Annotated in this window: 23 protein-coding genes and 1 pseudogene; 17 read left to right on the top strand and 7 right to left on the bottom strand. The window is 35.1% G+C overall.

Annotated elements, in window-relative coordinates:
* The 8 genes from BLV40_RS20930 to BLV40_RS20965 all read left to right on the top strand — a co-directional run.
* Positions 1–1,542, top strand: a 1,542-nt coding sequence (locus BLV40_RS20930; protein WP_170833686.1) for an SH3 domain-containing protein, incomplete at its 5' end; no start/stop codon positions are given.
* A gap of 70 nt (positions 1,543–1,612) precedes the next feature.
* On the top strand, positions 1,613–2,491 hold the full coding sequence (locus tag BLV40_RS20935; RefSeq protein ID WP_090693556.1) for an ROK family protein: 879 nt from the start codon (positions 1,613–1,615) through the stop codon (positions 2,489–2,491).
* 128 nt (positions 2,492–2,619) lie between these two features.
* Entirely contained in the window at positions 2,620–3,216 is a 597-nt protein-coding gene (locus BLV40_RS20940) for a TerD family protein (protein WP_090693560.1), read from the top strand.
* Positions 3,217–3,239: 23 nt separating this feature from the next.
* Positions 3,240–3,824, top strand: a complete 585-nt coding sequence (locus BLV40_RS20945; protein WP_026592469.1) for a TerD family protein — start codon at positions 3,240–3,242, stop codon at positions 3,822–3,824.
* Positions 3,825–3,903: 79 nt separating this feature from the next.
* Positions 3,904–4,482 carry a TerD family protein gene (locus BLV40_RS20950; protein WP_026592470.1) on the top strand — a complete coding sequence of 193 codons (579 nt, stop codon included), beginning with the start codon at positions 3,904–3,906 and terminating at the stop codon, positions 4,480–4,482.
* 72 nt (positions 4,483–4,554) lie between these two features.
* Positions 4,555–5,343: a TerC family protein gene (locus tag BLV40_RS20955; protein ID WP_026592471.1), complete on the top strand. Its 789-nt coding sequence runs from the start codon at positions 4,555–4,557 to the stop codon at positions 5,341–5,343.
* A gap of 116 nt (positions 5,344–5,459) precedes the next feature.
* Positions 5,460–7,091 (top strand): YceG family protein, encoded by a 1,632-nt coding sequence (locus BLV40_RS20960; protein WP_090693564.1) that lies wholly within the window; start codon positions 5,460–5,462, stop codon positions 7,089–7,091.
* A gap of 18 nt (positions 7,092–7,109) precedes the next feature.
* Entirely contained in the window at positions 7,110–8,192 is a 1,083-nt protein-coding gene (locus tag BLV40_RS20965) for a toxic anion resistance protein (RefSeq protein WP_026592473.1), read from the top strand.
* A gap of 33 nt (positions 8,193–8,225) precedes the next feature.
* On the opposite strand, the gene BLV40_RS20970 is transcribed toward BLV40_RS20965, so the two are convergent.
* On the bottom strand, positions 8,226–10,892 hold the full coding sequence (locus tag BLV40_RS20970; RefSeq protein ID WP_026592474.1) for a cation-translocating P-type ATPase: 2,667 nt from the start codon (positions 10,890–10,892) through the stop codon (positions 8,226–8,228).
* Positions 10,893–11,069: 177 nt separating this feature from the next.
* Positions 11,070–11,294 carry a DUF1128 domain-containing protein gene (locus BLV40_RS20975; RefSeq protein ID WP_026592475.1) on the bottom strand — a complete coding sequence of 75 codons (225 nt, stop codon included), beginning with the start codon at positions 11,292–11,294 and terminating at the stop codon, positions 11,070–11,072.
* A 170-nt stretch (positions 11,295–11,464) separates the two neighbouring features.
* Between BLV40_RS20975 and BLV40_RS20980 the strand changes: the two genes are divergently transcribed.
* The 3 genes from BLV40_RS20980 to BLV40_RS20990 are packed head-to-tail and all read left to right on the top strand — an operon-like array spanning position 11,465 to position 13,317.
* A complete protein-coding gene (locus tag BLV40_RS20980) occupies positions 11,465–11,929 on the top strand; it encodes a low molecular weight protein-tyrosine-phosphatase (RefSeq protein ID WP_026592476.1) in 465 nt (154 codons plus the stop codon).
* 53 nt (positions 11,930–11,982) lie between these two features.
* Positions 11,983–12,441 carry a DUF4075 domain-containing protein gene (locus tag BLV40_RS20985; RefSeq protein ID WP_026592477.1) on the top strand — a complete coding sequence of 153 codons (459 nt, stop codon included), beginning with the start codon at positions 11,983–11,985 and terminating at the stop codon, positions 12,439–12,441.
* A gap of 6 nt (positions 12,442–12,447) precedes the next feature.
* Complete coding sequence (locus tag BLV40_RS20990) at positions 12,448–13,317, top strand: YihY/virulence factor BrkB family protein (RefSeq protein WP_026592478.1); 870 nt, start codon at positions 12,448–12,450, stop codon at positions 13,315–13,317.
* 208 nt (positions 13,318–13,525) lie between these two features.
* On the opposite strand, the gene BLV40_RS20995 is transcribed toward BLV40_RS20990, so the two are convergent.
* Complete coding sequence (locus BLV40_RS20995; RefSeq protein WP_090693571.1) at positions 13,526–15,451, bottom strand: heavy metal translocating P-type ATPase; 1,926 nt, start codon at positions 15,449–15,451, stop codon at positions 13,526–13,528.
* A 274-nt stretch (positions 15,452–15,725) separates the two neighbouring features.
* Here BLV40_RS20995 and BLV40_RS21000 point away from each other — a divergent pair, with 274 nt between their 5' ends.
* The 4 genes from BLV40_RS21000 (at position 15,726) to BLV40_RS21015 (ending at position 18,664) form a co-directional block, all read left to right on the top strand.
* Positions 15,726–16,676, top strand: coding sequence for a DMT family transporter (locus BLV40_RS21000; RefSeq protein WP_090693574.1), 951 nt, complete (start codon positions 15,726–15,728; stop codon positions 16,674–16,676).
* A gap of 129 nt (positions 16,677–16,805) precedes the next feature.
* Complete coding sequence (locus BLV40_RS21005; protein WP_026592481.1) at positions 16,806–17,486, top strand: lysoplasmalogenase; 681 nt, start codon at positions 16,806–16,808, stop codon at positions 17,484–17,486.
* A 168-nt stretch (positions 17,487–17,654) separates the two neighbouring features.
* Entirely contained in the window at positions 17,655–18,188 is a 534-nt protein-coding gene (gene lepB / locus BLV40_RS21010; protein ID WP_026592482.1) for a signal peptidase I, read from the top strand.
* Between the two features lie 14 nt (positions 18,189–18,202).
* Entirely contained in the window at positions 18,203–18,664 is a 462-nt protein-coding gene (locus BLV40_RS21015) for a hypothetical protein (RefSeq protein WP_051588586.1), read from the top strand.
* A gap of 48 nt (positions 18,665–18,712) precedes the next feature.
* Here BLV40_RS21015 and BLV40_RS21020 read toward each other — a convergent pair whose 3' ends face one another.
* On the bottom strand, positions 18,713–21,511 hold the full coding sequence (locus tag BLV40_RS21020) for a P-loop NTPase family protein (RefSeq protein ID WP_090693576.1): 2,799 nt from the start codon (positions 21,509–21,511) through the stop codon (positions 18,713–18,715).
* Positions 21,512–22,066: 555 nt separating this feature from the next.
* Here BLV40_RS21020 and BLV40_RS21030 point away from each other — a divergent pair.
* Complete coding sequence (locus BLV40_RS21030; RefSeq protein ID WP_090693582.1) at positions 22,067–22,663, top strand: DedA family protein; 597 nt, start codon at positions 22,067–22,069, stop codon at positions 22,661–22,663.
* Between the two features lie 7 nt (positions 22,664–22,670).
* Here BLV40_RS21030 and BLV40_RS21035 read toward each other — a convergent pair.
* The 3 genes and pseudogenes from BLV40_RS21035 to BLV40_RS21045 all read right to left on the bottom strand — a co-directional run bounded on the left by BLV40_RS21035 (position 22,671) and on the right by BLV40_RS21045 (position 23,670).
* Positions 22,671–22,956, bottom strand: a pseudogene (locus tag BLV40_RS21035) (hypothetical protein).
* Positions 22,953–23,099: a BH0509 family protein gene (locus BLV40_RS21040; RefSeq protein ID WP_026592486.1), complete on the bottom strand. Its 147-nt coding sequence runs from the start codon at positions 23,097–23,099 to the stop codon at positions 22,953–22,955. Before BLV40_RS21040 ends, BLV40_RS21035 begins: the two are co-directional and overlap by 4 nt.
* Before the next feature lie 154 nt (positions 23,100–23,253).
* Entirely contained in the window at positions 23,254–23,670 is a 417-nt protein-coding gene (locus tag BLV40_RS21045; RefSeq protein ID WP_026592487.1) for a pyridoxamine 5'-phosphate oxidase family protein, read from the bottom strand.
* A 187-nt stretch (positions 23,671–23,857) separates the two neighbouring features.
* Here BLV40_RS21045 and cax point away from each other — a divergent pair, with 187 nt between their 5' ends.
* Positions 23,858–24,913 (top strand): calcium/proton exchanger, encoded by a 1,056-nt coding sequence (cax, locus tag BLV40_RS21055; protein ID WP_026592488.1) that lies wholly within the window; start codon positions 23,858–23,860, stop codon positions 24,911–24,913.
* Positions 24,914–24,926 lie beyond the last annotated feature (13 nt).

Raw genomic sequence — 24,926 nt, forward strand, 5'->3', positions numbered from 1 at the left:
ATCCTTGGAAGCTTGAAAAATGGCGAGAAAGTAACAATCCTAGGAAAAGCAAATGGATGGGCGAAGATTAATTACAAAGGAAGAGAAGGGTACATATCACTAGAGTTTGTTCAAATTGGAATGAATCCTACAAACCCAACTGATCCTGGACAAGTTATAGAGGAACGAGCAGTTGTAAATGCTTCTTTATTAAATGTTCGTAAAGGTCCATCTACAGGAACCACAATCATTGGTCATTTGAAAAATGGCGAGACCGTTACTATTGTTGCTAAAGAGAATGGCTGGGCAAAAGTTCGTTTTAGTGGAGGAGAAGGTTATGTTTCATTACAATTCTTAAAAATGACACAAGGTTCTTCTTCGTATGAAATTGTTACTTCATCTCAAAAGATCCAAAAGCCAAATGAAGTAGAAGCTGAGCAAATTATGAAAAATATGAAAGAAGATGCTTACATTACAAGCGGTGGCAAAATTGTGAATATGAAGCAAGGGTTTGTTCGAGCAAATGGTGTCATTAATATTTATGATATTGCAACAGGGAAGAAAGTTACATATGTAAAAGGTGGAGCAGACTTAGAGTTTATAAAAGCAGTAGGTAATCGTATTCATGTGAAAATTGATGGATTGACAGGATATGTGAATACAGATGATGTAACATTACATCCGAAAATGACAGGGGCAGCAACTTCGTATTATTCAGCAAAAAATGGAAAATTGTATCATTATGTGTACAATTCTTCTACTGGTAAATATGCAACGTATCAAATTGGAAATGCGCCAAAGCATTTAAAAGAAGGCGAACGCTATGAGGCATTCGATAAAACAAAAATCGGTGGACAAGATAGCTATCAATACTTTGAATATGTACCGTTACGTGTAACTTCTACGTATACAGGTGAAGAAATTGATAATTTCTTACGCGAATCTAATGCTAATAGTCCTCTGATTGGATTAGGCAAGTATTTTGTAAGTGCGGCAGAGAAATATAAGATGAATGCAGGATACTTGGTATCACATGCAATTTTAGAATCTGGTTGGGGTACGAGTCGCATTGCACAAGAAAAGAAAAATTTATTTGGATTTAGAGCAGTAGATTCGGATCCGTATAACGGAGCAACGGCATTTAAAACATGGGAAGAAGGCATTGATTTTTGTGCAGCATATATTGACAAGCATTACTTGACGCCAAGTGGAAACACGTATAACGGTGGAAACTTAGGAGATAAGGCACAAGGTATGAATGTCATGTATGCGAGTGATGAGAACTGGGGACAACAAATTGCATCGCTTATGTATAGAATAGATTCAATGAATGGTAGCAAAGATTTAAATAAATATCGTCTTGGAACATTGAAAGCAGGTTCTGAAGTGTTCAAAAACTTAGGAAGCGGACAAACTGGATCGACATCTCGCAATATTATGGTAGCTATTAAAAATACGGTTCATACTGCACAAGGAACTTACTATGAAATTGTTTCAGATAATAAAGCCTATAGCAGTGTTTATGTAAAAGCAGAATCAGTAAATCTTATAAACTCTTATTAAACATAGACCTTAAGATTTCATCATTTCAATGCAAGGGAATAAAAGTCATAATGTTAGAGGAAGTGACAGAATGAAACAATATATTGCATTTGATATTGGTGGCACAGAAATTAAGTATGGAATTGTTTCAGAAATAGGAACATTACTAGAGCACCAAACGGTTTCTACAGAGTCGCATTTAGGCGGTGAACAAATTGTTCAAAAGCTAATTTGCTTGTCTCAAGAGCTAATGAATCAACATGCCATTTCTGGAATTGGTATTAGTACAGCAGGAATAGTTGATATTCATAAAGGAATGATAACTGGCGGCGTGGATCATATTCCACGCTATGCCGGAATTCCTATTATTGATAGATTGCAAACTACGTTAACGGTCCCCGCCTCAATTGAGAATGATGTGAATTGTGCAGCATTAGGAGAGACGTGGCAAGGAGTGGGAAGACAAAAGGAAAATTGTATTATGCTTACTCTTGGAACGGGACTTGGTGGGGCTATTGTTATCAAAGAGGAATTATATCGAGGACATTCGTTTAGTGCTGGTGAATGGGGAAACATGTTAGTTGAAGGGAAACGCTTTGAAGAAATCGCATCTATTTCAGGGTTAGTTCATCTTGTGAAGCAATATAAAGGTGAGGGCAATTGGAATGGAAAAACAATTTTTGAGTTATACGATAAAAAGGATACAGAGGTTATACAAGCAGTTCAAGTGTTCTTGAAACATTTGGCAATTGGAATTAGCAATCTTGCCTATATTTTTAACCCGCAAACAATTATTATTGGTGGCGGTATCACAGCGAGAGGTACTAAGTTTTTAGAGGAAGTGAAAGAAGAGGTAAGAAAGTATTTGCAGCCAGAATTTTATAATACATGTGAAATTAGTCTGGCACAAAATCGCAATCATGCCGGAATGATTGGAGCAATTTACCACTTATTATATCGTCATGAATAAGTGACGTAAATGTTTTCGTATAATTGAAAATTTATTCTTTTTTTCAATTGACAAATAGTGCTACAATATAAGAGAAGAATACAATATTTTCCCATTTGGAAAATACCTTGTAGAAAGGAAGAAACTTCATGCCTATTATTTTAGAAAAAGGACAGAAGATTGATTTAACGAAGGGACAACCAAGAGTAGCAAAATTACAGGTCGGCTTAGGATGGGATCCAATTGGACAATCGGGTGGATTTCTATCTTCGTTATTTGGAAGCAAACCAAGCGTCGATTGTGATGCATCTGTTATTATGTTAGAAAAGGATCGTTTTTTAAATAAAAGTGATCTTGTTTACTTTGGGAATAAGCTATCTGCTTGTGGAAGCGTTATTCATTCAGGTGATAATTTAACTGGTGAAGGTGCTGGTGATGACGAAACGATTTTCGTAGAATTACATAAAGTTCCGAGCCGTATTAATCGTTTAGTATTTGTTGTAAATATTTATGATTGTGTGAATCGTCGTCAAGACTTTGGAATGATTCAAAATGCATATATTCGTATTCAAAATCCACAAACACGTGAAGAATTAGCACGTTATAATTTATCGGAAAATTACGGCGGGAAAACAACGTTAGTTGCAGGTGAAATGTATCGTCAAGGCAGTGAGTGGAAGTTTTCTGCAGTTGGAGAAGGTACACAAGATAAAAATTTAAGTGAAATTGTATCGCGTTATCAGTAATACAATTTAAGGAGGAATAATATATGGCATCGATCTCGTTAAAAAAAGGACAGAAGGTAGATTTAACAAAAACAAATCCAGGTCTTTCTAAAGCTCTTGTAGGCCTTGGTTGGGATACAAATCGTTATGATGGGCAAAATGATTTTGATTTAGATGTAAGTATTTTCTTAGTAGGTGCAAACGGTAAAGTATCAGGTCCAGAAGATTTTGTTTTCTATAATAATCCAAAGGGTGCAAACGGTTCTGTAGAGCATTTAGGAGATAATCGTACTGGTGAAGGTGAAGGCGATGATGAAACAATTAAGGTGGACTTAAAGAATGTTCCAGCACATATTGAGCGTATTTGTTTCACAATTACAATTTATGATGGAGAAAGTCGCAGCCAAAACTTTGGACAAGTATCTAATTCTTTCGTACGTATTATAGATGAAGAAAATGGCGCAGAGCTAATTCGTTATGATCTTGGTGAGGACTTCTCAATTGAAACAGCAGTAGTTGTCGGTGAATTATATCGTCATGCTGGTGAATGGAAGTTTAATGCAATTGGAAGTGGATTCCAAGGTGGATTAGGTGCTTTATGTAATAACTTTGGTTTAGATGTAGAGTAATAAGACAGATATACATGAGTGGACATGTGCTTCACTCATGTATATATTTTTAGAATCATAGCATAAGAGGTGAATATATATGGTTATTCAATTACAAAAAGGACAGAAAATTGATCTAGGTAAGACAAGTCCAGGTCTTACAAAAGCAGTTATCGGTCTTGGCTGGGATATTAAATCATATGATGGTGGATCCGATTATGATTTAGATGCATCTGCCTTTTTATTAGATGCAAATGGAAAATGTACGAAAGAAACAAATTTCATTTTCTATAACAACTTACAATCTCCATGTGAATCGGTTTTACATACAGGTGATAACCGCACGGGTGAAGGCGACGGCGACGATGAGCAACTTGTTGTGGATTTAACTAAAGTTCCAGCAGATGTGCACAAAATTGCAATTACAGTTACGATTTATGATGCAGAAGGGCGTAATCAAAACTTTGGACAAGTTGCAAATGCATTTGTTCGTTTAGCAAATGAAGAGACGAATGAAGAAGTTCTTCGTTTTGATTTAGGGGAAGATTTCTCAATTGAAACAGCAGTTGTCTTTTGTGAGTTATACCGTCATAATGGACAGTGGAAGTTTAATGCAGTAGGAAGTGGATTCCAAGGTGGATTAGGTGCGCTTGTAAGAGCGTATGGCTTGGATGCATAAGAAGGAAACGAACTTCGTTTCCTTTTTTTGACCTTTCTATAAATCTAGCAAAGAATAGGGGAAAACAGTAAGATGAGTATTTTACAGGGAATCCTTGATACGTATGCCCAATTTTTTGACTTGGACATGTGGATTAAAGTATTACAAGATCCTGTATCTTGGGGATTAATTGGTACACTTGTTGTACTTGAAGGATTATTATCTGCCGATAACGCTCTTGTGTTAGCCGTAATGGTAAAACATTTACCAGAAGAAAAGCGTAAAAAGGCATTATTTTATGGGTTAATCGGTGCATATGTATTCCGTTTTATTGCGATTGGAATCGGTATGTTCTTAATTAAATTATGGTGGGTAAAAGTATTAGGAGCATTGTACCTTGCATGGCTTTCTGTTAAATACTTCATTGATAAACGAAAAGAAAATGATGAAGAAGAAGAAGAGCATGGCTTGAACCAAAACGGTATTCTCTTTAGAATGTTTGGCGTATTCTGGGGAACAGTTGTAATGGTTGAGCTAATGGATATTGCATTTTCAGTAGATAGCGTTCTTGCAGCATTTGGTGTTTCCAATGAAGTTTGGATTCTACTATTAGGTGGAATGCTTGGTATTTTAATGATGCGTGGTATTGCAGGTGTATTCTTAAGATTACTAGAACGTATTCCAGAGCTTGAATCAACGGCATATATTTTAATTTTAATTATTGCAGCGAAGATGTTGTTATCTGTTATTCACATTGAAGTGCCACACTGGTTATTCTTTATGATTTTAGTTATCGCATTTGGCGTAACATTTATTTTACATTATATGCGACAAGGACAAGCCAGAGAAGAGATTGCAGCTACTAAGAAAGAAGATAAATAATTGAAATGGGTTTGCTCATTATACGAGCGCCCATTTTTTATAACCTAAAATAGTTTATAATAAAGAGATAAGATATTAATTCTTAAAAAGTAAATGTTTTTTGGAGGTGAACTGTCGTGTTTTCGCGTTTTACACTTCATCCACATGCATTAAAAGACGAAGCGGATTTAAAACAATTTGAAACGATTTTAGAAAAGCGCCCGCAGTATGAATTAACAGAGAATGAGATGAAATTTAGCTATATAGCTTGTCGTATTCTTGGTGTCCCAAACGATGTAGATGAATATTTTAATGAATTATTTGATTATAGTGAAGCAAAAGGAATTACTGTACTACACGAACAAAATTTAAATAAAGTGATCGATTCTGAGAAGCTCCGTCATATTCAAGAAGTATTCACACTGCATCAGGAAGCACCGAATGGTCTTACAGTAAATCGTCTTGTTGCGCATTTATCAGGAAAACAGTTGTTGCCTAAAGTTGATAATCCTGATTTACAACACTATATACATACAACATTTATTGCTATATTAACCTTGTATGAGAAACAACATAATCAATCTTTAAAAACAGAAGGTTTTCGTCGTTTCTTAATTGATATAATTAAATTAAGCGAAAATTATGTAGCACAATGGTTTTCGACAATTAATTATAAGAAACAAATGCCTCGCATCATTTGGTATGGGGATGCGAAGGAGAGTCGTATATATTTCTTATATTTCCTTATTATGCTCGGGTGTGATGTGTTATATTATCATCCGGAAGGAAAAGATGGCTTTGAAAGCATTGATAATGAAGAGAAGACCTTTGTTATTTCACATCCAGGTCGTATTTCATTAGAACCATTTCCAGATAGACGCCGGGAGCGAGTTGCAACAGTAGCTTATCAAGCGTCTAAAGAAATTGAACAAGTACTTCATCATGACAATTCCTTATTATATAAACCGTGGCAATTCCGTACGTACACACCCGTAGCACGCACGCTGAAAACAACATACGATGAACTCTTTTTAATTACGAAAGAAAAGGCATTTGTTCGTCCTACGTTCTTTGTAGAAAATAAACATATTTATATTCCATCTTTATTTGCGAAAGTGTCAGGTGTTTCCAAAAACGATAAAGAATATTTTCAGCGACTGAAGGCTGTGACATCATTTGATAATAGTTTATTAATTAATACATTCCCATTTACAAAAGAACAAAAAGCAAATTTTCAATTTCATTATCGTGATGCATTAGACCGCGGGGGGAACCTTCATCCAGATTTAATTATGAATAGTCATTGGTGGCCGCATAAACGCTTGCCAGAAGGCTTGCAACATGGAATTGCAGAAGCGATTATTCACACATGCGAAAGTGAACTTTGTAAACCAGTTGGGAAAGAAACAAAACAAGAGGTAGCTTTGTATGTTTTTGCACAACTTTCCCAAATTCCACCACATATTTTAGAGTTACTTGAGAAATTTGATTATTCGCAAGAAGTGCCAAAAATTGTTATATTTAATAATGAAAAGAGTGGGGAATTAAATCGTTCTGATGCTGTCTTATTATTATTTTTAAATCAAATTGGAATTGATGTACTACACTTTAATCCAACAGGAAGAAATGATATTGAACCATATATTGAAGGAGCAGCATTTGATTCACATTGGCTCGAGGAAGTGAATTTTGATCTTGAATTTCAGGGTCCGTCAGCCTATAAAAATTTATCACAAACAATTAAAGGACTATTTCGTCCATTTTTATAAGGAAAGGGAGAAACACATATGAATAATCCAGTTGTACTAGATTCGAAAACAGAATTGAATGAGCAAACTGCGCAAGATGTTCGTTTGCAGCTAAGACAAGATGCCGAAGTTCAGCGTATTTATAATGCTGTTGATATTAAAGACCAGTTAGAATTAATCGAACTTGGTAAAGAGCCTTCTATGGAGATTTCACGTTTTGCAGATCAGATTTTACATACGATGTCCTTATCCAAGATAGAGGATTCTGGTGAATTATTAAAGCAACTTGGTAAAATTATGGACAGATTTGATAGTAAAGATTTCGCGGAAGAGAAAAGCGGATTTTTCTCTCGTATGTTTAAAAAAGCAGATAAAATGATTGAACAAATCTTTAGTAAGTATCAAACAATGGGCCGTGAAATGGACAAAGTGTACGTGGAAATTACGAAATACCAAGATGAAATGAAAAAATCAATTGGTACGTTAGATGGCTTATATGAACAAAACTTAAAATATTATTTAGACTTAGAGAAATATGTAGTAGCGGGAGAAATGTTATTAGAACGTCTAAATACAGAATTAGTTCCAATGTATGAGGAACGTGTTCGTAATAATGATCAATTGGCAGGTATTGAATTAGAATCTTTGAGAAACTCTGTTGAAATTTTAGAGCAACGCATTGATGACCTAGAAAAGGCTCGTATGGTTGCATTATTAACAGCACCACAAATTCGTATGATACAGCGTGGTAATAACAAATTAATCGGTAAAATTAATACAGCGTTTATTACAACGATTCCTATCTTTAAAAATGGAATTATTCAAGCTGTGAATGCAAAACGTCAAAAGCTTGTTGCTGATTCTATGGCTGAGCTTGATCGTCGTACAAATGAGTTACTTAAGAAAAACGCACAAAATATCGCAACGCAAAGTGTAGAGGTAGCAAGACTTTCTGGCTCTTCTAGTATTAAAATGGAAACACTTGAAGAAACATGGAATATTATTTCAAGAGGTATGCAAGAAACGCAGCAAATTGAAGAGCAAAACAAACGTGAACGTGAAGAAAGTCGTAAACGTATGGCAGAACTAACAGAGAATATTAAAAAAGAATTACAAGGGTAACTAAAAGGCAATGAGGAGATTCCTCATTGCCTTTTAATTTCTTTTAAACACTTTTATAATCTCATTTACAACAAGTGGAATAATACTTAGTACTATAACAAATCCCCAATCTTTTAATGTTAAGGCATGTACCCCAAATATGTTGGCAATTGGCGGTATTGAGATAATACATATTTGCATAAGTACACCGATAAGTAGGGAGAAAACTAAGTATTTATTTGTGAATATTCCAATTGAAAAGATTGATTTCGTATTTGATCGTAAGTTGAATGAATGAACGAGCTGTGAAAAACTGAGTACAACAAACGCCATCGTTTGAGCGTGTAATAAAGCATCATCATCAATTTGCGACGGGAACAGTGGGAAGATATTTGTATCTCCTGTATAGAGCTTTGCTCCAAAGATAAAGGCGATTAAAGTGATGAGTCCTATTACAATCCCGTTTAGAATAAGAAAAGAAACACTACCTTTAAACAAGCTTTCTTTTGCACCACGTGGCTTGTCTTTCATCACATCTGGGTCTTCTGGATCAACACCTAGCGAAAGAGCTGGGAGTGTATCTGTGATCAAATTTACCCATAAAATATGAATAGGACGAAGTGGTGTAGCCCAGCCGAGTAAAATAGCTAAAAATAGTGCAATAATTTCTCCAAAGTTGCAAGAAAGTAAGAACAGAATTGATTTTTTTATGTTGCGATAAATGTTTCTGCCTTCTTCAACCGCTTTTACAATAGATGAGAAGTTATCGTCTGTTAAAACCATGTCAGCTGCTCCTTTAGCCACATCTGTTCCGGTAATCCCCATTGCAACTCCAATATCTGCTTGTTTCAAAGATGGAGCATCATTGACACCATCCCCAGTCATCGAAACAATATTTCCTTTTGCACGTAATGCTCCTACAATTTTCACTTTATGTTCAGGAGAAACACGCGCAAAAACATTTAAATGATCCATTTCATTTGCTAGTTTTTCGTCTGAAATACGATCTAATTCTGTTCCAATCATAACTTCGGATTCTTTTTCAGCAATACCAAGTTCTTTTGCAATGGCAAAAGCGGTATCTTTATGATCACCTGTAATCATAATAGTACGAATCCCCGCGCTCTTACATTCTGCAATAGATGTTTTTACTTCTGTTCGAGGTGGATCTATCATACCAACAAGCCCTATAAATATAAGATTTTCTTCCATGTGATCGGTGTTAACGTTTTGTGTATCATACTGTTTGAAAGCGAAAGATAGTACACGCAAAGCTTTTTGAGACATCATTTGGGCAGCTTCTAATATTTGTTCTTTTTCTGCCTCGGTTAAGATTTCTGCTCTACCATTTATAAAGATATGGGTACAGCGAGGTAAGAGTTTATCAATTGCTCCTTTTGTCATACTGTAATAGTTTTCACCATATTCATGTAGTGTTGACATCATTTTGCGTTCGGAGTCAAATGATAATTCGTTCACACGTCTATGTTGAGCTTCTACAGCAGCTTTTTGAAAGTCAAAGTTGCTACCGGCAACAAGAAGGGCAATTTCTGTTGGATCACCAGTCTGTGAGTCAGCTGTATAAGATGCGTCGTTACATAACATCATATTTTCTAATAATAAGCGTTGAGCATCATTGTTTACGTCTAACTTTTCTAATTTGTCATATGTACGGTCACTATAGAAATGAGTCACTGTCATTTTATTTTGTGTTAATGTACCAGTTTTATCTGAACAAATAATCGTAACAGAACCCAGTGCTTCTACGGCTGGAAGTTTGCGAATGATAACGTTTTGTTTAATCATACGCTGTACACCAATTGCGAGAACGATGGAAACTATTGCTGGTAATCCTTCTGGAATCGCAGCTACAGCTAAGCTAATAGCAGTCATAAACATTTCTAACGTATCTCGACCTTGGAAATATCCAATGAGGAACATAATGATACAAATTGCAACTGCTACAAAACCTAAATATTTTCCGACTTGTGCTAAGCTTTTTTGAAGTGGTGTTGCATCATCATCGGCTTCATGTAAGAGAGTTGCAATTTTTCCAATCTGTGAGTTCATTCCTGTTTCAACAGCAACACCAACGCCTCGGCCATAAGTAACGAGTGTTGACATAAATGCCATATTTTTTTGATCACCTAGTGGTACCTGCTCTCCATTTTGAAGAGAAGGATGATAAAGTGAATCTTTATCAACAGGAACGGACTCACCTGTTAACGCTGATTCTTCAATTTTTAAATTTGCAGTTTCAATAAGTCGTAAGTCACAAGGAATATAGCGCCCTGCATCAAGCATAACAATATCCCCTGGAACAACATCTTCTGATGGAATTTCTTTTTGTTCACCATCACGCTTAACAATTGCCTTTGGTGTTGCCATCTTTTTTAATGCTTCTAAAGCTTGTTCTGCTTTCGATTCTTGAATGACGCCAATTACAGCGTTTAAAACAACAACGAGAGCAATAATGCTAGCATCGGCCCATTCACCTACAAAGGCAGAGATAAGAGCGGCAATTAAAAGAACATAGACGAGAACATCATTAATTTGGGCGAAAATACGTTGCCATAAAGTCCGTCTTTGTTTGGTGGTGAGTTCATTTCGACCATATTTTTTTAACCGAATTTGTACCATATCTTCTGTTAAACCATGCTGTTCATTTGTTTCAAGTTCAAGTATTGTGTGATCTTTCGTTTTACTGTACCAATTGCTCATAGATAAACACCTCCGGTAAACACAGCTGGCAATGGTAATGTGGCGAGTATTAGATGTGGAGTCTATGATGAGGTTCTATTTTTATTGTACAGTATTTGGAAAATAAATGTTGGAAAGCGAAAGGATGTCATGAATTTGTTGGAAATAAAAAAGTCCCTTTGTATAAGGGACTCCTCTTTATTTTTTGATTAATGTACCTAATTCTTCTGTAATAGCTTGCATTTCACTAATGCTAAATGTTTCACGCTTCATTACATGATCATAAATGTCACGTAGATCTTCGTACATTTCTGCATTAAAGCTTTCAGCGCGCATTGCTCCTGCATTTACCATGCGTAACTTTTCCTTAATGGCTTCTACCATATATTCAACATTTTCTTGCGATTTTACGGATAAATCCACCGAAGTGTCCCCCTTTGAAATAACATAAGGATATCTTAACATTTTTTATCATTTTCGTTAATGTAACTTTTCAATCCAATTAAATTAGTAGGGATTTCCTTTATAATTAATAATTGGTTGTTTATACTATACGTATATATAAGAAATGCGCAAGAAAGGAAGAAACAAATATGATTCAAGTATTGTTTGTTTGTCTTGGGAACATTTGTCGTTCTCCGATGGCAGAAGCAATTTTTCGTGATCTTGTCGTGCAAGAGGGATTAGAAGATAAAATTCAAATTGATTCCGCTGGGACAGGCGATTGGCATATTGGTCATCGACCTCATGAAGGAACACAAAAAATTTTAAAAGAAAATGAAGTTTCTTTTGAAGGAATTAAAGCACGTCAAGTAGAAAAAGAAGATTTAACAAAGTTTGATTATATTATTGCCATGGACAACAAGAATATAGCGGATTTAGAAAGTTTAGGTAAAGCTGGAGGCTATATTGGTAGACTGTCCGATTTTGTTCCAGAAGGTGGCTGGACAGATGTTCCTGACCCTTATTTTACAGGGAACTTTCAAGAAGTATATGACCTTGTAACAGAAGGGTGTACAAAATTGTTAGCATTCATTCGAAATGAGCAAGGAATCTGAGAAAGCTTAGAAAGAAATACTTTCTAACATAAGAAACGGAAGGGTGAAGGAATATGGCAAAGAAGAATAAGATAGCTCGAAATATTGCAATTGGGGTAGCAGCAGGTGTAGCTGTTTCCATGCTTAAGAAAGAAAATCGCGAGAAAGTAAAAAATACAGCAGAAAAAGCAAAATCAAAAATGATTGAAATTGGCGAGAATGCAAAGATAAAAGAAAAGGTGCAAACTGTTACAGATAAAGGGCGCGAACTTGCAGATTTTAATGTAGTAAAGGCGAAGGTAGCGGAAATTAAAAAATTAACACCAGCTGTTGTTGAAACACTAAAAGAAACGAAAGAAATTTTTAGTAAGAAAAAAGCTGAGCCAGAAGGAAAAACAGAAACAATTGAAATTCAAACAATTTCTCCAACATTAGAAGAGGTAACGGGAGAAGAACCAGTGATTGCTGAGGAAAAAAAAACAGAAGCATATATTGAGTTGAAGCAAGATAAAGAAGAGAAGCAAAGTGTTTAGAGACATATGAAAAAATTTCTAGAGAAAGCAAGGGGAAATCGTGTCTTTTCGTTTGGGAAGGATTTATACGACCGAACGATGCGAGATGATGTAGCGGGCTTAGCAGCACAGCTCGCTTATTTCTTCTTGCTTGCTATTTTTCCTGGGCTTGTTTTTTTAATTACGCTTCTTGGATTTATTCCCATTCATACAGAGGATGTGCTCAGTTTATTAGAGAATTATGTGCCAGAAGATGCAATGAATTTAATTGAAGTGAACGTTGATAGCGTTGTAAACAAACAAAATGGTGGTCTGTTATCATTTGGTTTATTATCTATGCTATGGTTTGCATCAAATGGTGTAAATGCAGTGATGAATGCTTTTAATCGTGCTTATGACGTAAAAGAAACACGCTCTTACATTACAACGAGAGCGTTATCTATTGTACTTACACTAGCAATAATTTTTATGATTGTCTTTGCATTAATTGTCCCTGTTTTTGGACAGGTAATTGGAGCAGCTGTTTTTAAAGCGCTCGGTTTGTCAGAAAGCTTTTCTTTTGTATGGAGTATTACACGATTAGTAGCCAGCTTTTTAGTGTTATTTGCCTTATTTAGTTTCTTATATACATTTGCGCCTGATCGAAAGTTAAAGAGAAAAGAGGTTGTATCAGGAGCATTATTTGCAACAATTGGATGGATTGTGGTATCGTACTCATTTGCTTATTACGTAGACAAATTTGCAAATTATGCAAATACATATGGTGGTCTCGGTGGTATTATCATTTTAATGTTATGGTTCTATTTAACGGCCTGGGTTATTTTACTTGGTGGTGAAATTAACGGTCTCTTGTATTCTTATCGAGCAAGTGACAATAATTCCCGTGATGGAAAATAGGGTTCTGTTCCATAATAAAAAGGAACAGGGGGGATTTGATATGAGTAACAATAAAAAAAATCACAATAATAAAAACCAAGGTAAAAAAAATAGTAGTTCGCATCCAAAACATAAAACGAGCAGCAGTGCGAATGGGCATAATGGCTACCATTAAAAGTGCAAGCTGTTGAAACTAGATATTAAAAAACGGGTTCCCTTTGGGAACCCGTTAGTTATTTCCTTTTAATAATCGTAATCCATTTAGTATAACAAGGATTGTACTTCCCTCATGGCCGATAACACCAAATGGAAGTGCTAAAAATTGTAAAAAGTTAGAACAAATAAGCATTGCAATTACTGTTAAAGAAAAGATAATGTTTTGTTTCACAATACGATTCATTCGTTTTGATAAACGAATGGCCTGTGCAAGACGAGAGAGTTCATTTTTCATTAAAACAACATCTGCTGTTTCTAAGGCAACGTCTGTCCCCTCACCCATAGCAACGCCAATACTTGCTGTAGCGAGTGCAGGAGCATCGTTAATACCGTCGCCCACCATTGCTACTGTTCCGTATTTTTCTTTTAGTTGTTTCACTGTTTCTACTTTTGTTTCCGGCAAGCATGATGCGTAGTATTCTTTGATGTTGCTTTCATTTGCAATTGCTTTAGCTGTCTGTTCATTATCACCAGTAATCATGATGGCTTCGACACCAATGCTTTGTAAATCGCGAATGGCAGCAATTGTTTCTTGGCGTAACGTATCTTTTAAAGCGATAATCCCAAGAATTCCTTCTTCATCACTGATATAGACAACAGTTTTTCCTTCTTGTTCAAGTGCATTAGCGATACCATTATGAAATACTTTCGCTTCTTCACCAATAAAATCGGCCTTTCCAATTTTATAAGCTGTATTTTCTAAAATTCCTTTTAAGCCGAATCCAGTGATATCTTCTACACTTTCTGGTTTCGTTAATGTAATGTCGTATGCATGTTTTGCGTACTTGACGATAGCTTCTGCAAGCGGGTGTGTGGAGTGACTTTCGATAGAGGCTGTAATATACAACACCTGTTTTTCTGATATTTCATCACGTACGTAAACATCTGTTACAGTCGGCTTTCCTTGTGTTAATGTTCCTGTTTTATCAAAGGCAATTGCTTTCACTGAGGCAAGACGTTCTAGATGGATACCACCTTTAAATAAAATACCGCTTCGCGCACCGTTAGAGATGGCAGATAATATTGCTGGTGTAATCGAAGCAACGAGTGCACAAGGAGAAGCAACAACGAGTAAAATCATAGCGCGATAAAATGTTTCGTTCCAGCTCCAATCTAGTATAAAGTGGGGAACAAACAACATTAGAGCAACAATAATAAGTACACCTTTTACATATGTTCCTTCAAATCTTTCAATAAAAAGTTGTGATGGTGACTTTTCACTTTGCGCATTTTGAACGAGACGAATGATTTTTTGGAACAGTGTTTGATCACTGCGTTTTGTAATTTTAACTTCAATGGCTCCACGTAAGTTTACGGTTCCAGCGAATACTTCATCACCCAATCTTTTCTCATTTGGGATAGGTTCCCCAGTGATAGCTGCTTCATCGATATTCGTTTCACCGCTATGAATTGTACCATCCGCAGGTACGCGTTCACCTGGTTTAATTAAAATGATGTCATCAATTTCTAACTGACCTACCGGAATGCGTTCTTCTGTTCCATGTGAAATGCGTAAAGCTTCTTCAGGCTGTAAATCCAGCAATGCTGAAATTTCCTTTTGGCTTTTACTTAACGTATAAGATTCCATTGCGCCGCTTAGTGCAAAGATAAATATTAAGATTGCACCCTCTGCCCAGTAGCCGATAATAGCGGCACCGATGGCAGCGAAGAGCATTAACATTTCCACATTCAATTCCTTTTCTTCGATCGTATCTTGGATGCCTTCTTTGGCTTTTGCATATCCACCAATTATATAGGCGAGGATATAAAAAACTACTCCAGCAGTTGTTGCTTCGTTTTTTGTGAGTAACCAGCCGGATAAAATGAAAATCCCCGATAGGATTGCAAAGATTAGTTCATAATGTTTTTGAAATGACTGACTCCAAGATGGGCTAGACATATTATTTTTTGATGGTAATGTTTTTACTTCTGAGTTCATTATTACTCGCTCCTTCCAATTTCTTATTGAGAAAAAGAATCAAAATCGAAACCCCTATAAAACGACGAAAGCTGCCATCCGTAAGGATAGCAGCATTTCTATTGAAAAATTTTATCAGTTATTATCTTGTAATTATTACATATTATATCATATCATATGTTGCTACTTGAGGATATGTTTTTACGTATATGAAAAATTGAAAAACTTGTTTTTTTGCTCTTCCTTTGGTATATATGAATCTTGTTCATAAAAAGGTCGGAAAGGAAGACAGCAAGTGAAAACAGAGAAATTTTTTACTCATCCGATTGGTGTATTTGTTGCAGCACTAGCAGCGACATTTCTATGGGGAAGCGCATTTCCTTTTATTAAATTAAGTTATGTTGAGCTTGGAATTCAGCCACATGAAGTTGGCGAGCAAATCTTATTTGCTGGCTATCGCTTCTTCTTATCAGGTGTAATGCTCTTATTCTTTTTTAAAGCAATAGGAAAAGATATGCACTTCAAAAAAGAAACAGGAAAGCAATTAGTGCAAATTGGTTTGTTTCAAACATTCCTACAATATGTGTGTTTTTATATTGGTATGAGTTACAGTTCAGGAATTGAAGGTGCTATTATTTCTGGGACATCATCTTTTTTCCAAATCATACTCGCACATTTTTTGTATAAAGACGATTCATTAAATATTCGCAAAGTGATCGGTGTATCTATCGGTTTCTGTGGTGTGATTCTTGTGAATGTTCCAAGTGATGGGAGTATGGCGTTTCATTTTGGAATTGGTGAATTATTACTTTTGGTGGCCGCGATGATGTATTCATATGGAAATATATTAGCGAAAGAAGGAAGTAAAACATTAGATGTTGGGTATATGACAGCGTACCAGATGATTTTTGGATCTATCGGATTATTATGTATTGGTATTTTTCAAGTTGGATTTATGCCTTTTGTATTTAATACGAAAGCACTATTTATGTTACTGTACTTATCCTTCTTATCAGCGGCAGGTTTCTGTATTTGGAATACAGTTATGAAATATAACAAGGTTGGAAAAGTATCGATGTATATGTTCTTTATACCGGTATTTGGTGTCATGTTATCTAGCCTGATTTTAGGAGAAGCAATCCATTCATTCGTTTTATTTGGATTAGCATGTGTAGCAGCTGGTATTATCGTAGTAAATCGAACACCAAATGTAAAAAAAACGGAACAAGAGAAAAAAGTAGCTTAAAGGAAACGAATTATTCCTTTTAAAAAAGAAGTGTTCTTCTTTTTTTTTTTATTTGGTAAGATAAAAACAGGAAAAAGCAAGTTATATCACGAAGAAACATTATTATCTATTCATTAAGGAGTATATGTTATGAATGAAATTTACATATTATTAATTGGACAGATTATTTTATTTATTGTTGGTGCGCTTTTTGCCATGAAAAAGACAAAGCAAACTATGAAAAATGAGCCATTACCGTTGTTCATCCGTCTTATCCTTAGTTTTTCTTTAACAGGTGGTGCAATCTGGATTTGGTTACAAGATCCATCTGTAGAGTATCGTCAGTGGGCTGCAATTGGTATGACTTTATCTACGCTTGGTGATTTATTTATGGCGGGGCTCATTCCATTTGGGCATCGGTTAATCGGCGGTATGGTTGCCTTTGCAATTGCGCATTGTTTTTATGTAACAGCATTTTTGCAAACAGGTATTTCATGGAGCGGATTCTGGATTGGGGTAGCAGCATACGGTTTATTTTTAATAATTGGCTGGTTCTTTTTTATTCGGAATCAAAAACAAGATAGGCTATTTACAATTGGTGCGCTCGTATATGGTTTATGGGTTGGGGGAATGGCGTGCTTTGCCTTTGCATTATACTATGCACACAACGGAATGTGGTGGATTCCGGCAGTTGGTGGATTGTTATTTGTGATTTCTGATTTTATTATTGGTATAACGGATATTGGTGGTCGCAAAGTAAAGTATGATCCACTTTGGATCTGGGTAACGTATGTTGCTGCACAGATGTGTATTATTTATGCTGAAATATAGGAAATGAAGAACCGCTTGTGAGGGCGGTTCTTTTTTATTCATACTGGACATTGAGTTTGCAATTACCATTTGTTAATGTACGATAAATAATACAAATAATTGACAGATAATATAGAATTTATTTACAAATGAGTTCTATAATAGAAGGACAAGAGAAAGGGGAAATAAATGAAAAAGAAAAATCGCTTTCGTGAGCTTTTTGAAATACTAGCTATTGCGTGTTTGTTGTTTTTTTTAGTGAAGATTTTTGTGTTTTTTCCAACAACTGTGCAGGGAGCATCTATGAGGCCAACATTGCAAGATGGGGATAAAGTAATTATTAATAAGTTAGCAAAGAGATTTGAGACGTATGAGCGTGAAGATATAATTGTAGTAAAGACTGATAATTTTTATGTGAAGAGAATTATTGGGTTACCTGGAGATGTAATTGAGATGAAGAATGATCAATTATATGTAAATCATCAAGTGAAAAGTGAACCTTACCTGGATAAGAATAGAGGGCATGCGAAACAACTTCTTATTAATTTAACTGAAGACTTTGGTCCTATTACAATTCCAAAGGATAAGATTTTTGTTATGGGTGATAATCGGTTAGTAAGTAAAGATAGTCGTAATGGCTTAGGACTTATCGATAAAACAGAAGTGCTTGGAACGCTAAAAGCAATTTATTATCCGTTTGATCATATGAAAATTATAAACTAGAAAGAAGGGACAATATGGAGGATATTATCGGACATATTCTAGTAGGAGTTAGTCGCGGAGCAATTGCATTAGGTGAACTATGTGCTGATGCAGGGAAAGGAATTGTTAGAGGAACAGTCAGTATTGTAAAAGTAGCTGGGGACTTTATGTTAGATGAAGTAGTAGAGGGAGCGTTAGAAAGATTAGCTGAGCGAGAAGAACGGAAAAAGAAAAGGATACAGCGGCATATAGAAAAGCTGAAACAGTATACATGGTTTAAAGTTTTACATGAGAATAAGAGCTGCCAGGAAGTTTTAAATTATAATGAAGCATGTAGGAAGTTATTAAGTAAGCGCCGATATGTTCATAAGTTAATTCATAATGAAGCAGAGAGAAAGAACTTCATTAAGCGTGTGAGAATTGATGCGAAGGTTGATGATGTTATTTGGGATATGTGTGTGAAAGAGAAGAGAGGGAAAAAACCAAGCAATGATTAAGTTGCTTGGTTTTTTGCTTGTAACTCGTCTTAATGGCATGCATTTTGTTTAAACTATTGGTGTTTCGTCAATTATTAATCTTGATGAGGAAGTTGAGTCATTGTTACTATTTTTATTTAACATGAATTTGTATTGTAATAACTGTAATTTAAATAGTGTTAAAGGATCGTGATACGTTTCTGGGTTTGTTCTTAGTTTTGTTAATGTACTTTCGTCCTGCTCTATCTCTAAATGTGCTGCTTCTACAGTTTGTTTTAAGATACTAAGAGGTTCTTTAAAGAACATCATAATATCACGTTCTAATGCACTTTCGAATAATTCAAATTGAAGGAAGAACTGTTCAGAAATAGTTGTTGTTACCTCTGTATAGTCTTCGGTCTCAATATAATTTTTATATTTGTTATAGAGCATAGATTGATTCTTCTGCATGTTACCGAATAATTTCCCAGCACTTTTTAATAGAAATTGTGTTGGTGTAAAGCGTAGTAAAATATTTACGTCACCAACGTTGATTCGGTTTGTCATTCTTGCAACATCTCGGCGCCAATCATCAAGTAATTGAAAATCACACGGCAGTTTCATTCGCTCTTCTTCGTATAAGTTATTAAATGTTTCACTCATTTCATCTAAATAAGATTGACTTTGAATAAATTCATTATGTGCTTTTTCAATCCATTCCTGAATAGAATGCGTAAACTTAGGTAATATCATTTGTTGTAAATGCTTTTGGATTCTTTCATTCATTGCTGCATTTAGTTCTTCATGAACTTGTTTAAAGTCACTATCTTCCTGAATTAAATCAGAACAGCTCTGCAATAATTCAGGAATTTGATTATGAAGATCATGTATAATTTCATCTTTTGTTAAACGATATGAGTCTGTGATAGAACGAGTCTTATCTTTTTCAATAGCAGTCAGGTTATTAATAAAGCCCTTTAGTTTCACTAAAATGTGTTTGTTCCAACGGATTGACTTTACTAATGTATTTTCTAATTGTACGCGTTCATTTAAGAGATATGTAATGGTCTTTTGAATAAACCATAATAGTTTTTCTATGCGCTCTGTTTTTATATCTCTATTCGTAAAGCTTGAAGTAATAGATTCTGTTAAATCACTTAGTTGCCCGTTGTTCTCATCTAAAGATGAGTAAGGGAATACTCTTGCATTTGGGAAATGTACACGTATTTTAGACTCAGTTTCAGTTAGCGTTTTATTTGCTGTTTCATCAGTAAGAATTGTATCGATTGTATTTAAAACAAAATGAACTTGTAAAGTCGGTATTTGTTCACGTATGTACAATAGTGTATTGATTTCTTCATCAAGTAAAGGTGAGGAGACATTAAGAATATATAATAGATTATCGGATACATGTAAGTATTCAAGATTTGTAGTTTCTTTATTGTCATTTCCATCAAAACCTGGTGTAACGATAAATGAGAATTTGTTTTTCCGTAAAAATCTACTTGGTAGTTTAAATTCAATACATTTCTGTTCAGATTCTGATTTTGGAGGGACAGCTATCATCTCATAAAATTCATCTAAATTAGAAGTATTTCTTATTGTTAAATCTGTGAGTTCCGTAATTTCTGTCTGTGCATTATCCTTAAAAGCGATAGCAGCTCTAGAAGTATTTTTTAGTATCCTTTCCCCTAATATAGAATTGATAAAGGCTGATTTACTATCATCATTCGTACCCGTAACGAGAATTTGTTGTACGTTTATATCGGAAAGTTCTCGAACAAGCCATGTGTAAGAATGACCTAAGTCTACATCATTCTTTTCTGCCCATACAACAATAGTTTCAAAAAGATTTGCAGTCTTTTCTAGTTCAACTGTGTTATATATTGTTGAGCTAGAAAGTAGCGTTTCAGCGCTTTTTACAAGTAATGTATCAAGGCTCTTAGGTGAAATCTCATTCCATGCTAATGTCGCAGCGGAAACAAATAGAGAATGTTCTGCTTTTGTTAAGCTAAACCAATTCGTTAACAAGTCTGGAATAAGTTCCTGTAGTTCATGCATCAAGTATTTTCCTGTAATTAATTCACAGTATGTTTCTTGATAAAGAGTAACGATTTCATCCCATGAGTCGTAAGAATCTACCTCGATATGTAAAAATAGGTGATTGATTGTTTGAATCCATACTAAGTTGGTTGACTCATCTTGATAGATTTTCCAAAATGATGAGATAAGTTGCTTAAATTGGTCTGAATCGATTGTATATAAAACTTTTAGTGCCTCATAAAAATATTTTGGTTTCATTTGTTTTGTGAATCCTTGGTTCACATAACTTGTTAAAATTTCAAACCAATGTAATGATTTTGTTCGAATTCCTTCGTGAATAGCAAGATCAATAGCGTTGTTCCAATCCTGCTGTTTTTCATAAAAGGAGCGGGCAATGGCAGTAATATTTGGATAGTCTGGTTGGAATGCAACTGCTTCACTAATGACCTTAAAAGCAAGTCCTAAACGATTTTGTTCAATGTACAGAGAAAGAAGTTGTAATGACACTTCCATTGTCAGTGTTATATCGTCCGTTTGAATTGATGTATAGATTTCTTCTGCGATTGAAAGCAATCCTAATTCAAAATAAGCATCTGCTATATTTTTTTTTGCCCATAGAGAGAGGTCATTGTTTACTTTCTCCCACTTGAAGATAGCTGTTTCAAAATCTTTATGATGATAGTAAACTTCTCCTTGTGCGAAACGAATATTAGCGATATTGGAAAATTCATTTTCAGCTTCATTTACATATGCTTCCCCAAGCGTTTGAGGAGCTTGAACAGAACCCTGTTCAGTTAAGAATGTTTCGTAATATACCTTTTGAATCAATTGTTTTTCTATGGTCATGTTTTTTCCCCCTGTATGATTTAGAAAAATGATTATTATGTAAAAGGGTGCATAGTACTCTACATGGATAGAAGATGCATATTATTGTTTTAAATTATATTTTTTCCTACCTATATCATTTTTCTTGAGAGTCAAACCGATGCTAAATGTAACTTTTCTTTATTGTAACAAAAAACCTGCTTGTGAAGGCGGATTTTCTTATAATTATGAGGCAAAGTATGGATTTATCCCACTATTTACGGGCAGTAAGACTCCAACTTCAAGATTCGGTGAGAAGCAAGGAAGAGAGGCGAGGGTTTTATATAAGTGGAGGATGAAGAAAAAATATTTATGGAAGTTTTACGTTATTCCACTTTGTATAGACAATATGTATCCACATCTCAAGGTTCTGAAAAGTGAAGATTAAAAGCAGTGAAAAGTTTCATTACAGATCAGATGAATAGGAGTAGAGTTCATTATAAAAACGATGTATAGTGAATATGTATACCATGTTTGCTTAAAGGATAGAGAGGGCACAATATGGAATAACGATCGTGCATAGGATGTGTCATCCGAATGGAACAGCATATTGGTGAGTTAATCGCACATTATGGATATTTAGGAATTATTATAGCTCTTGCAGGCGGAATAGTTGGTCTACCGATACCAGATGAGTTTTTGCTGACGTTTGTTGGTTATAATATTTCGAAAGGAACTATGTCAGGGACAGCTGCTTTTCTAAGTGGAATGGCTGGTTCGGTACTTGGAATTACTTTAAGTTACATACTTGGGTTAAAACTTGGACTACCTGTATTAAGAAAGTATGGTCCAAAGATAGGAATTAAAGAACAGCAAATTGATAAAACGCATGTTTTATTTGAAAAATATGGCCCCTTTTTATTAATGATCGGATACTTTATACCAGGAGTTCGTCATTTAACTGCGTATTTTGCTGGTATGTCTAATTTAACGTTATGGAGATTTTGCTTATACGCATACGGTGGTGCTTTCATTTGGATTAGCGTTTTTATTGGGCTTGGATGGAAACTTGGAGAGAAGTGGCGTTTTGTTGAATATAGCCTGCATCATTATGGAATGTTGATTTTAATTATCTCAGTAGTAGTCATACTTATTGTATGGGTCTACATAAGAAGAAAAAAAACCGCTATTTAGCGGTTTTTTAGCTGAAAGCAATGAAGAAAACATCTGATTTAATACATATAACACTTAATTTATCTACAGGAGCAACTTGTGAAACATTTCCTGTTTTTAAGGAGAGAGAATAAAATAGCTGGTGCTTTTTTATTTAATAGAACGTCACTAATATTTTGAAACTTTCTTTGTATCATAATTACACCTATCATGAATAGTGCCGTGATGATGGAACGGGTAGTTGCCGCTACATTGGTATCGATCCCTTCCAATCCAACTTTCCCGAAAATGAACACAAGTGCTGCATCTATTATTCTGCAATTTCTTCATATAAAAAGTACGTTACATTATAAATATGTTCAACTTCATCATCTGTCATAAATAAAAGTTCTTCACGCTCCATTCCTTTTTTCTTTTCAATAAACTCGATCATATTCTTCCGTTCTTCTCTTTTCATCATTGTTATTTCTCCTCCCATTCTGTTTTAATACAGTTTATTTAAGTTGATACTATTATATAACAGAATCTTTAGAATGTTCCACCTTTTTTGTGTTTTTTTTGATGAGAACTTTTCGACAAAACAAGCCCTTTTGAAGGGGCTTGTTTTTGGATTACAGTCGTAAAAACTCTGGCTGAGTCGTACCAGCACTATCAATGTAGTAAATTGTATTGGGATTGATTTTTATAAGTATATAGTTAGGATCTTCGGGACCGAGTAACCAGCGTTTTAAGTTGTTGCTCCAAAATTTATTTTTTAATGTTTGATCTTCTTCAATTGAAGCGATGCCCTCTACTTCAATATAATCTTCATCCCATTTCTTTCCTTCTCTTCCAAGTAGTACGTGCACGTTTGAATTTTGTTCAATATCTGCTACCTTTTTTGAATTACGATCTGTTGGTGCGTATAATACAAAATCTTCATGAAAAAACATCATAAAACAGCTATGTGGCTTATTCTCACGAACGGTAGCTAATACACCTGTTCTTTGTCCTTGAATAATAGTTGCAATTTTTTCTTTTAAATGCATTTTTGATGCTCCTTTCAGTTATCCGTAATTTCACCTTGTAAAAACTTGCCCTTAAAATTTTTTACGATCTTTTATACTTTTTTCTTCAATCCCACTTTTTAAACGTATTTGTGATGAAATGGGACAAGTTAGGAGAAGAATAATAATAGTAGTAGAGAGAAATGCATACGATGGAAGGATGGAAAATATGTTTAATAAAATTTTCTTAATACTTGCACTGGTTGGAGTGCCGCTTTCGATTCTTGGAAATACGCTACATTGGCCACAAACAATCATGTTTGCTGTATATTGCATTACAATTATTGCTCTCGCTGCTTTTATGGGAAGAGCGACAGAAAGTTTAGCTATTGTTTCTGGGCCAAGAATTGGTGGGTTATTAAATGCAACCTTCGGGAATGCGGTTGAACTTATTATTTCAATTTTTGCATTGCAAGCAGGGTTAACTGAAGTTGTACTTGCTTCATTAACTGGTTCTGTTCTTGGAAACTTATTATTAGTTGGAGGTCTTTCCTTTTTTGTAGGAGGGCTTAAGTATAAAAGACAAAGTTTCAATGTGTACGATGCAAGACATAACTCTGCTCTTCTAATATTTGCAGTTGTTGTAGCATTTGTTATTCCAGAAGTTTTTTCAATGAAGATGGGTATAGAGAAGACATATCAATTAAGCATTGGGGTTTCAATCATCATGATTGTCATGTATTTAGCAGCACTATTTTTCAAACTGGTTACACATCGCGGTGTATATCAGCATAAAAGTGATGAAGTAGAACATGAGGAGGAACCTGAATGGTCAAAGAGAAAAGCGCTACTTATTTTAGCGATTGCAACAGCGGCTGTTGCTTACGTATCCGAGGCGCTTGTTCATACATTTGAAACGGTAGCGAAATCATTTGGATGGTCGGAACTATTTATCGGGGTTATCATTGTTGCGATCGTTGGTAATGCCGCGGAGCATGCCTCTGCAATTATTATGGCTTATAAAAATAAAGTGAATATTGCAGTTGAAATTGCAGTCGGTTCAACATTGCAGGTTGCTATGTTTGTTGCCCCTGTTCTCATCATACTTTCGATGTTTTTTACAGTGAAGATGCCCCTTGTATTTACAATGCCGGAACTTGTGTCGATGATTACGGCGGTATTTTTAACAATTGCAATTTCAAATGACGGAGATACGAACTGGTTTGAGGGAGGAACATTATTAGCTGCCTATTTCATTATGGGAATTGGCTTTTACTTGTTATAAAAAATGGGATAAC

This window comes from Bacillus sp. 166amftsu (genome assembly GCF_900107445.1).
Taxonomy (GTDB): domain Bacteria; phylum Bacillota; class Bacilli; order Bacillales; family Bacillaceae_G; genus Bacillus_A; species Bacillus_A arachidis.

Coding starts and splice junctions, on each gene's coding strand:
- BLV40_RS20935 (WP_090693556.1), top strand. CDS start 1,613: ATGAAACAATATATTGCATTTGATATTGGTGGCACAGAAATTAAGTAT.
- BLV40_RS20940 (WP_090693560.1), top strand. CDS start 2,620: ATGCCTATTATTTTAGAAAAAGGACAGAAGATTGATTTAACGAAGGGA.
- BLV40_RS20945 (WP_026592469.1), top strand. CDS start 3,240: ATGGCATCGATCTCGTTAAAAAAAGGACAGAAGGTAGATTTAACAAAA.
- BLV40_RS20950 (WP_026592470.1), top strand. CDS start 3,904: ATGGTTATTCAATTACAAAAAGGACAGAAAATTGATCTAGGTAAGACA.
- BLV40_RS20955 (WP_026592471.1), top strand. CDS start 4,555: ATGAGTATTTTACAGGGAATCCTTGATACGTATGCCCAATTTTTTGAC.
- BLV40_RS20965 (WP_026592473.1), top strand. CDS start 7,110: ATGAATAATCCAGTTGTACTAGATTCGAAAACAGAATTGAATGAGCAA.
- BLV40_RS20970 (WP_026592474.1), bottom strand. CDS start 10,892: ATGAGCAATTGGTACAGTAAAACGAAAGATCACACAATACTTGAACTT.
- BLV40_RS20980 (WP_026592476.1), top strand. CDS start 11,465: ATGATTCAAGTATTGTTTGTTTGTCTTGGGAACATTTGTCGTTCTCCG.
- BLV40_RS20985 (WP_026592477.1), top strand. CDS start 11,983: ATGGCAAAGAAGAATAAGATAGCTCGAAATATTGCAATTGGGGTAGCA.
- BLV40_RS20990 (WP_026592478.1), top strand. CDS start 12,448: ATGAAAAAATTTCTAGAGAAAGCAAGGGGAAATCGTGTCTTTTCGTTT.
- BLV40_RS20995 (WP_090693571.1), bottom strand. CDS start 15,451: ATGAACTCAGAAGTAAAAACATTACCATCAAAAAATAATATGTCTAGC.
- BLV40_RS21005 (WP_026592481.1), top strand. CDS start 16,806: ATGAATGAAATTTACATATTATTAATTGGACAGATTATTTTATTTATT.
- lepB (WP_026592482.1), top strand. CDS start 17,655: ATGAAAAAGAAAAATCGCTTTCGTGAGCTTTTTGAAATACTAGCTATT.
- BLV40_RS21015 (WP_051588586.1), top strand. CDS start 18,203: ATGGAGGATATTATCGGACATATTCTAGTAGGAGTTAGTCGCGGAGCA.
- BLV40_RS21020 (WP_090693576.1), bottom strand. CDS start 21,511: ATGACCATAGAAAAACAATTGATTCAAAAGGTATATTACGAAACATTC.
- BLV40_RS21030 (WP_090693582.1), top strand. CDS start 22,067: ATGGAACAGCATATTGGTGAGTTAATCGCACATTATGGATATTTAGGA.
- BLV40_RS21040 (WP_026592486.1), bottom strand. CDS start 23,099: ATGAAAAGAGAAGAACGGAAGAATATGATCGAGTTTATTGAAAAGAAA.
- BLV40_RS21045 (WP_026592487.1), bottom strand. CDS start 23,670: ATGCATTTAAAAGAAAAAATTGCAACTATTATTCAAGGACAAAGAACA.
- cax (WP_026592488.1), top strand. CDS start 23,858: ATGTTTAATAAAATTTTCTTAATACTTGCACTGGTTGGAGTGCCGCTT.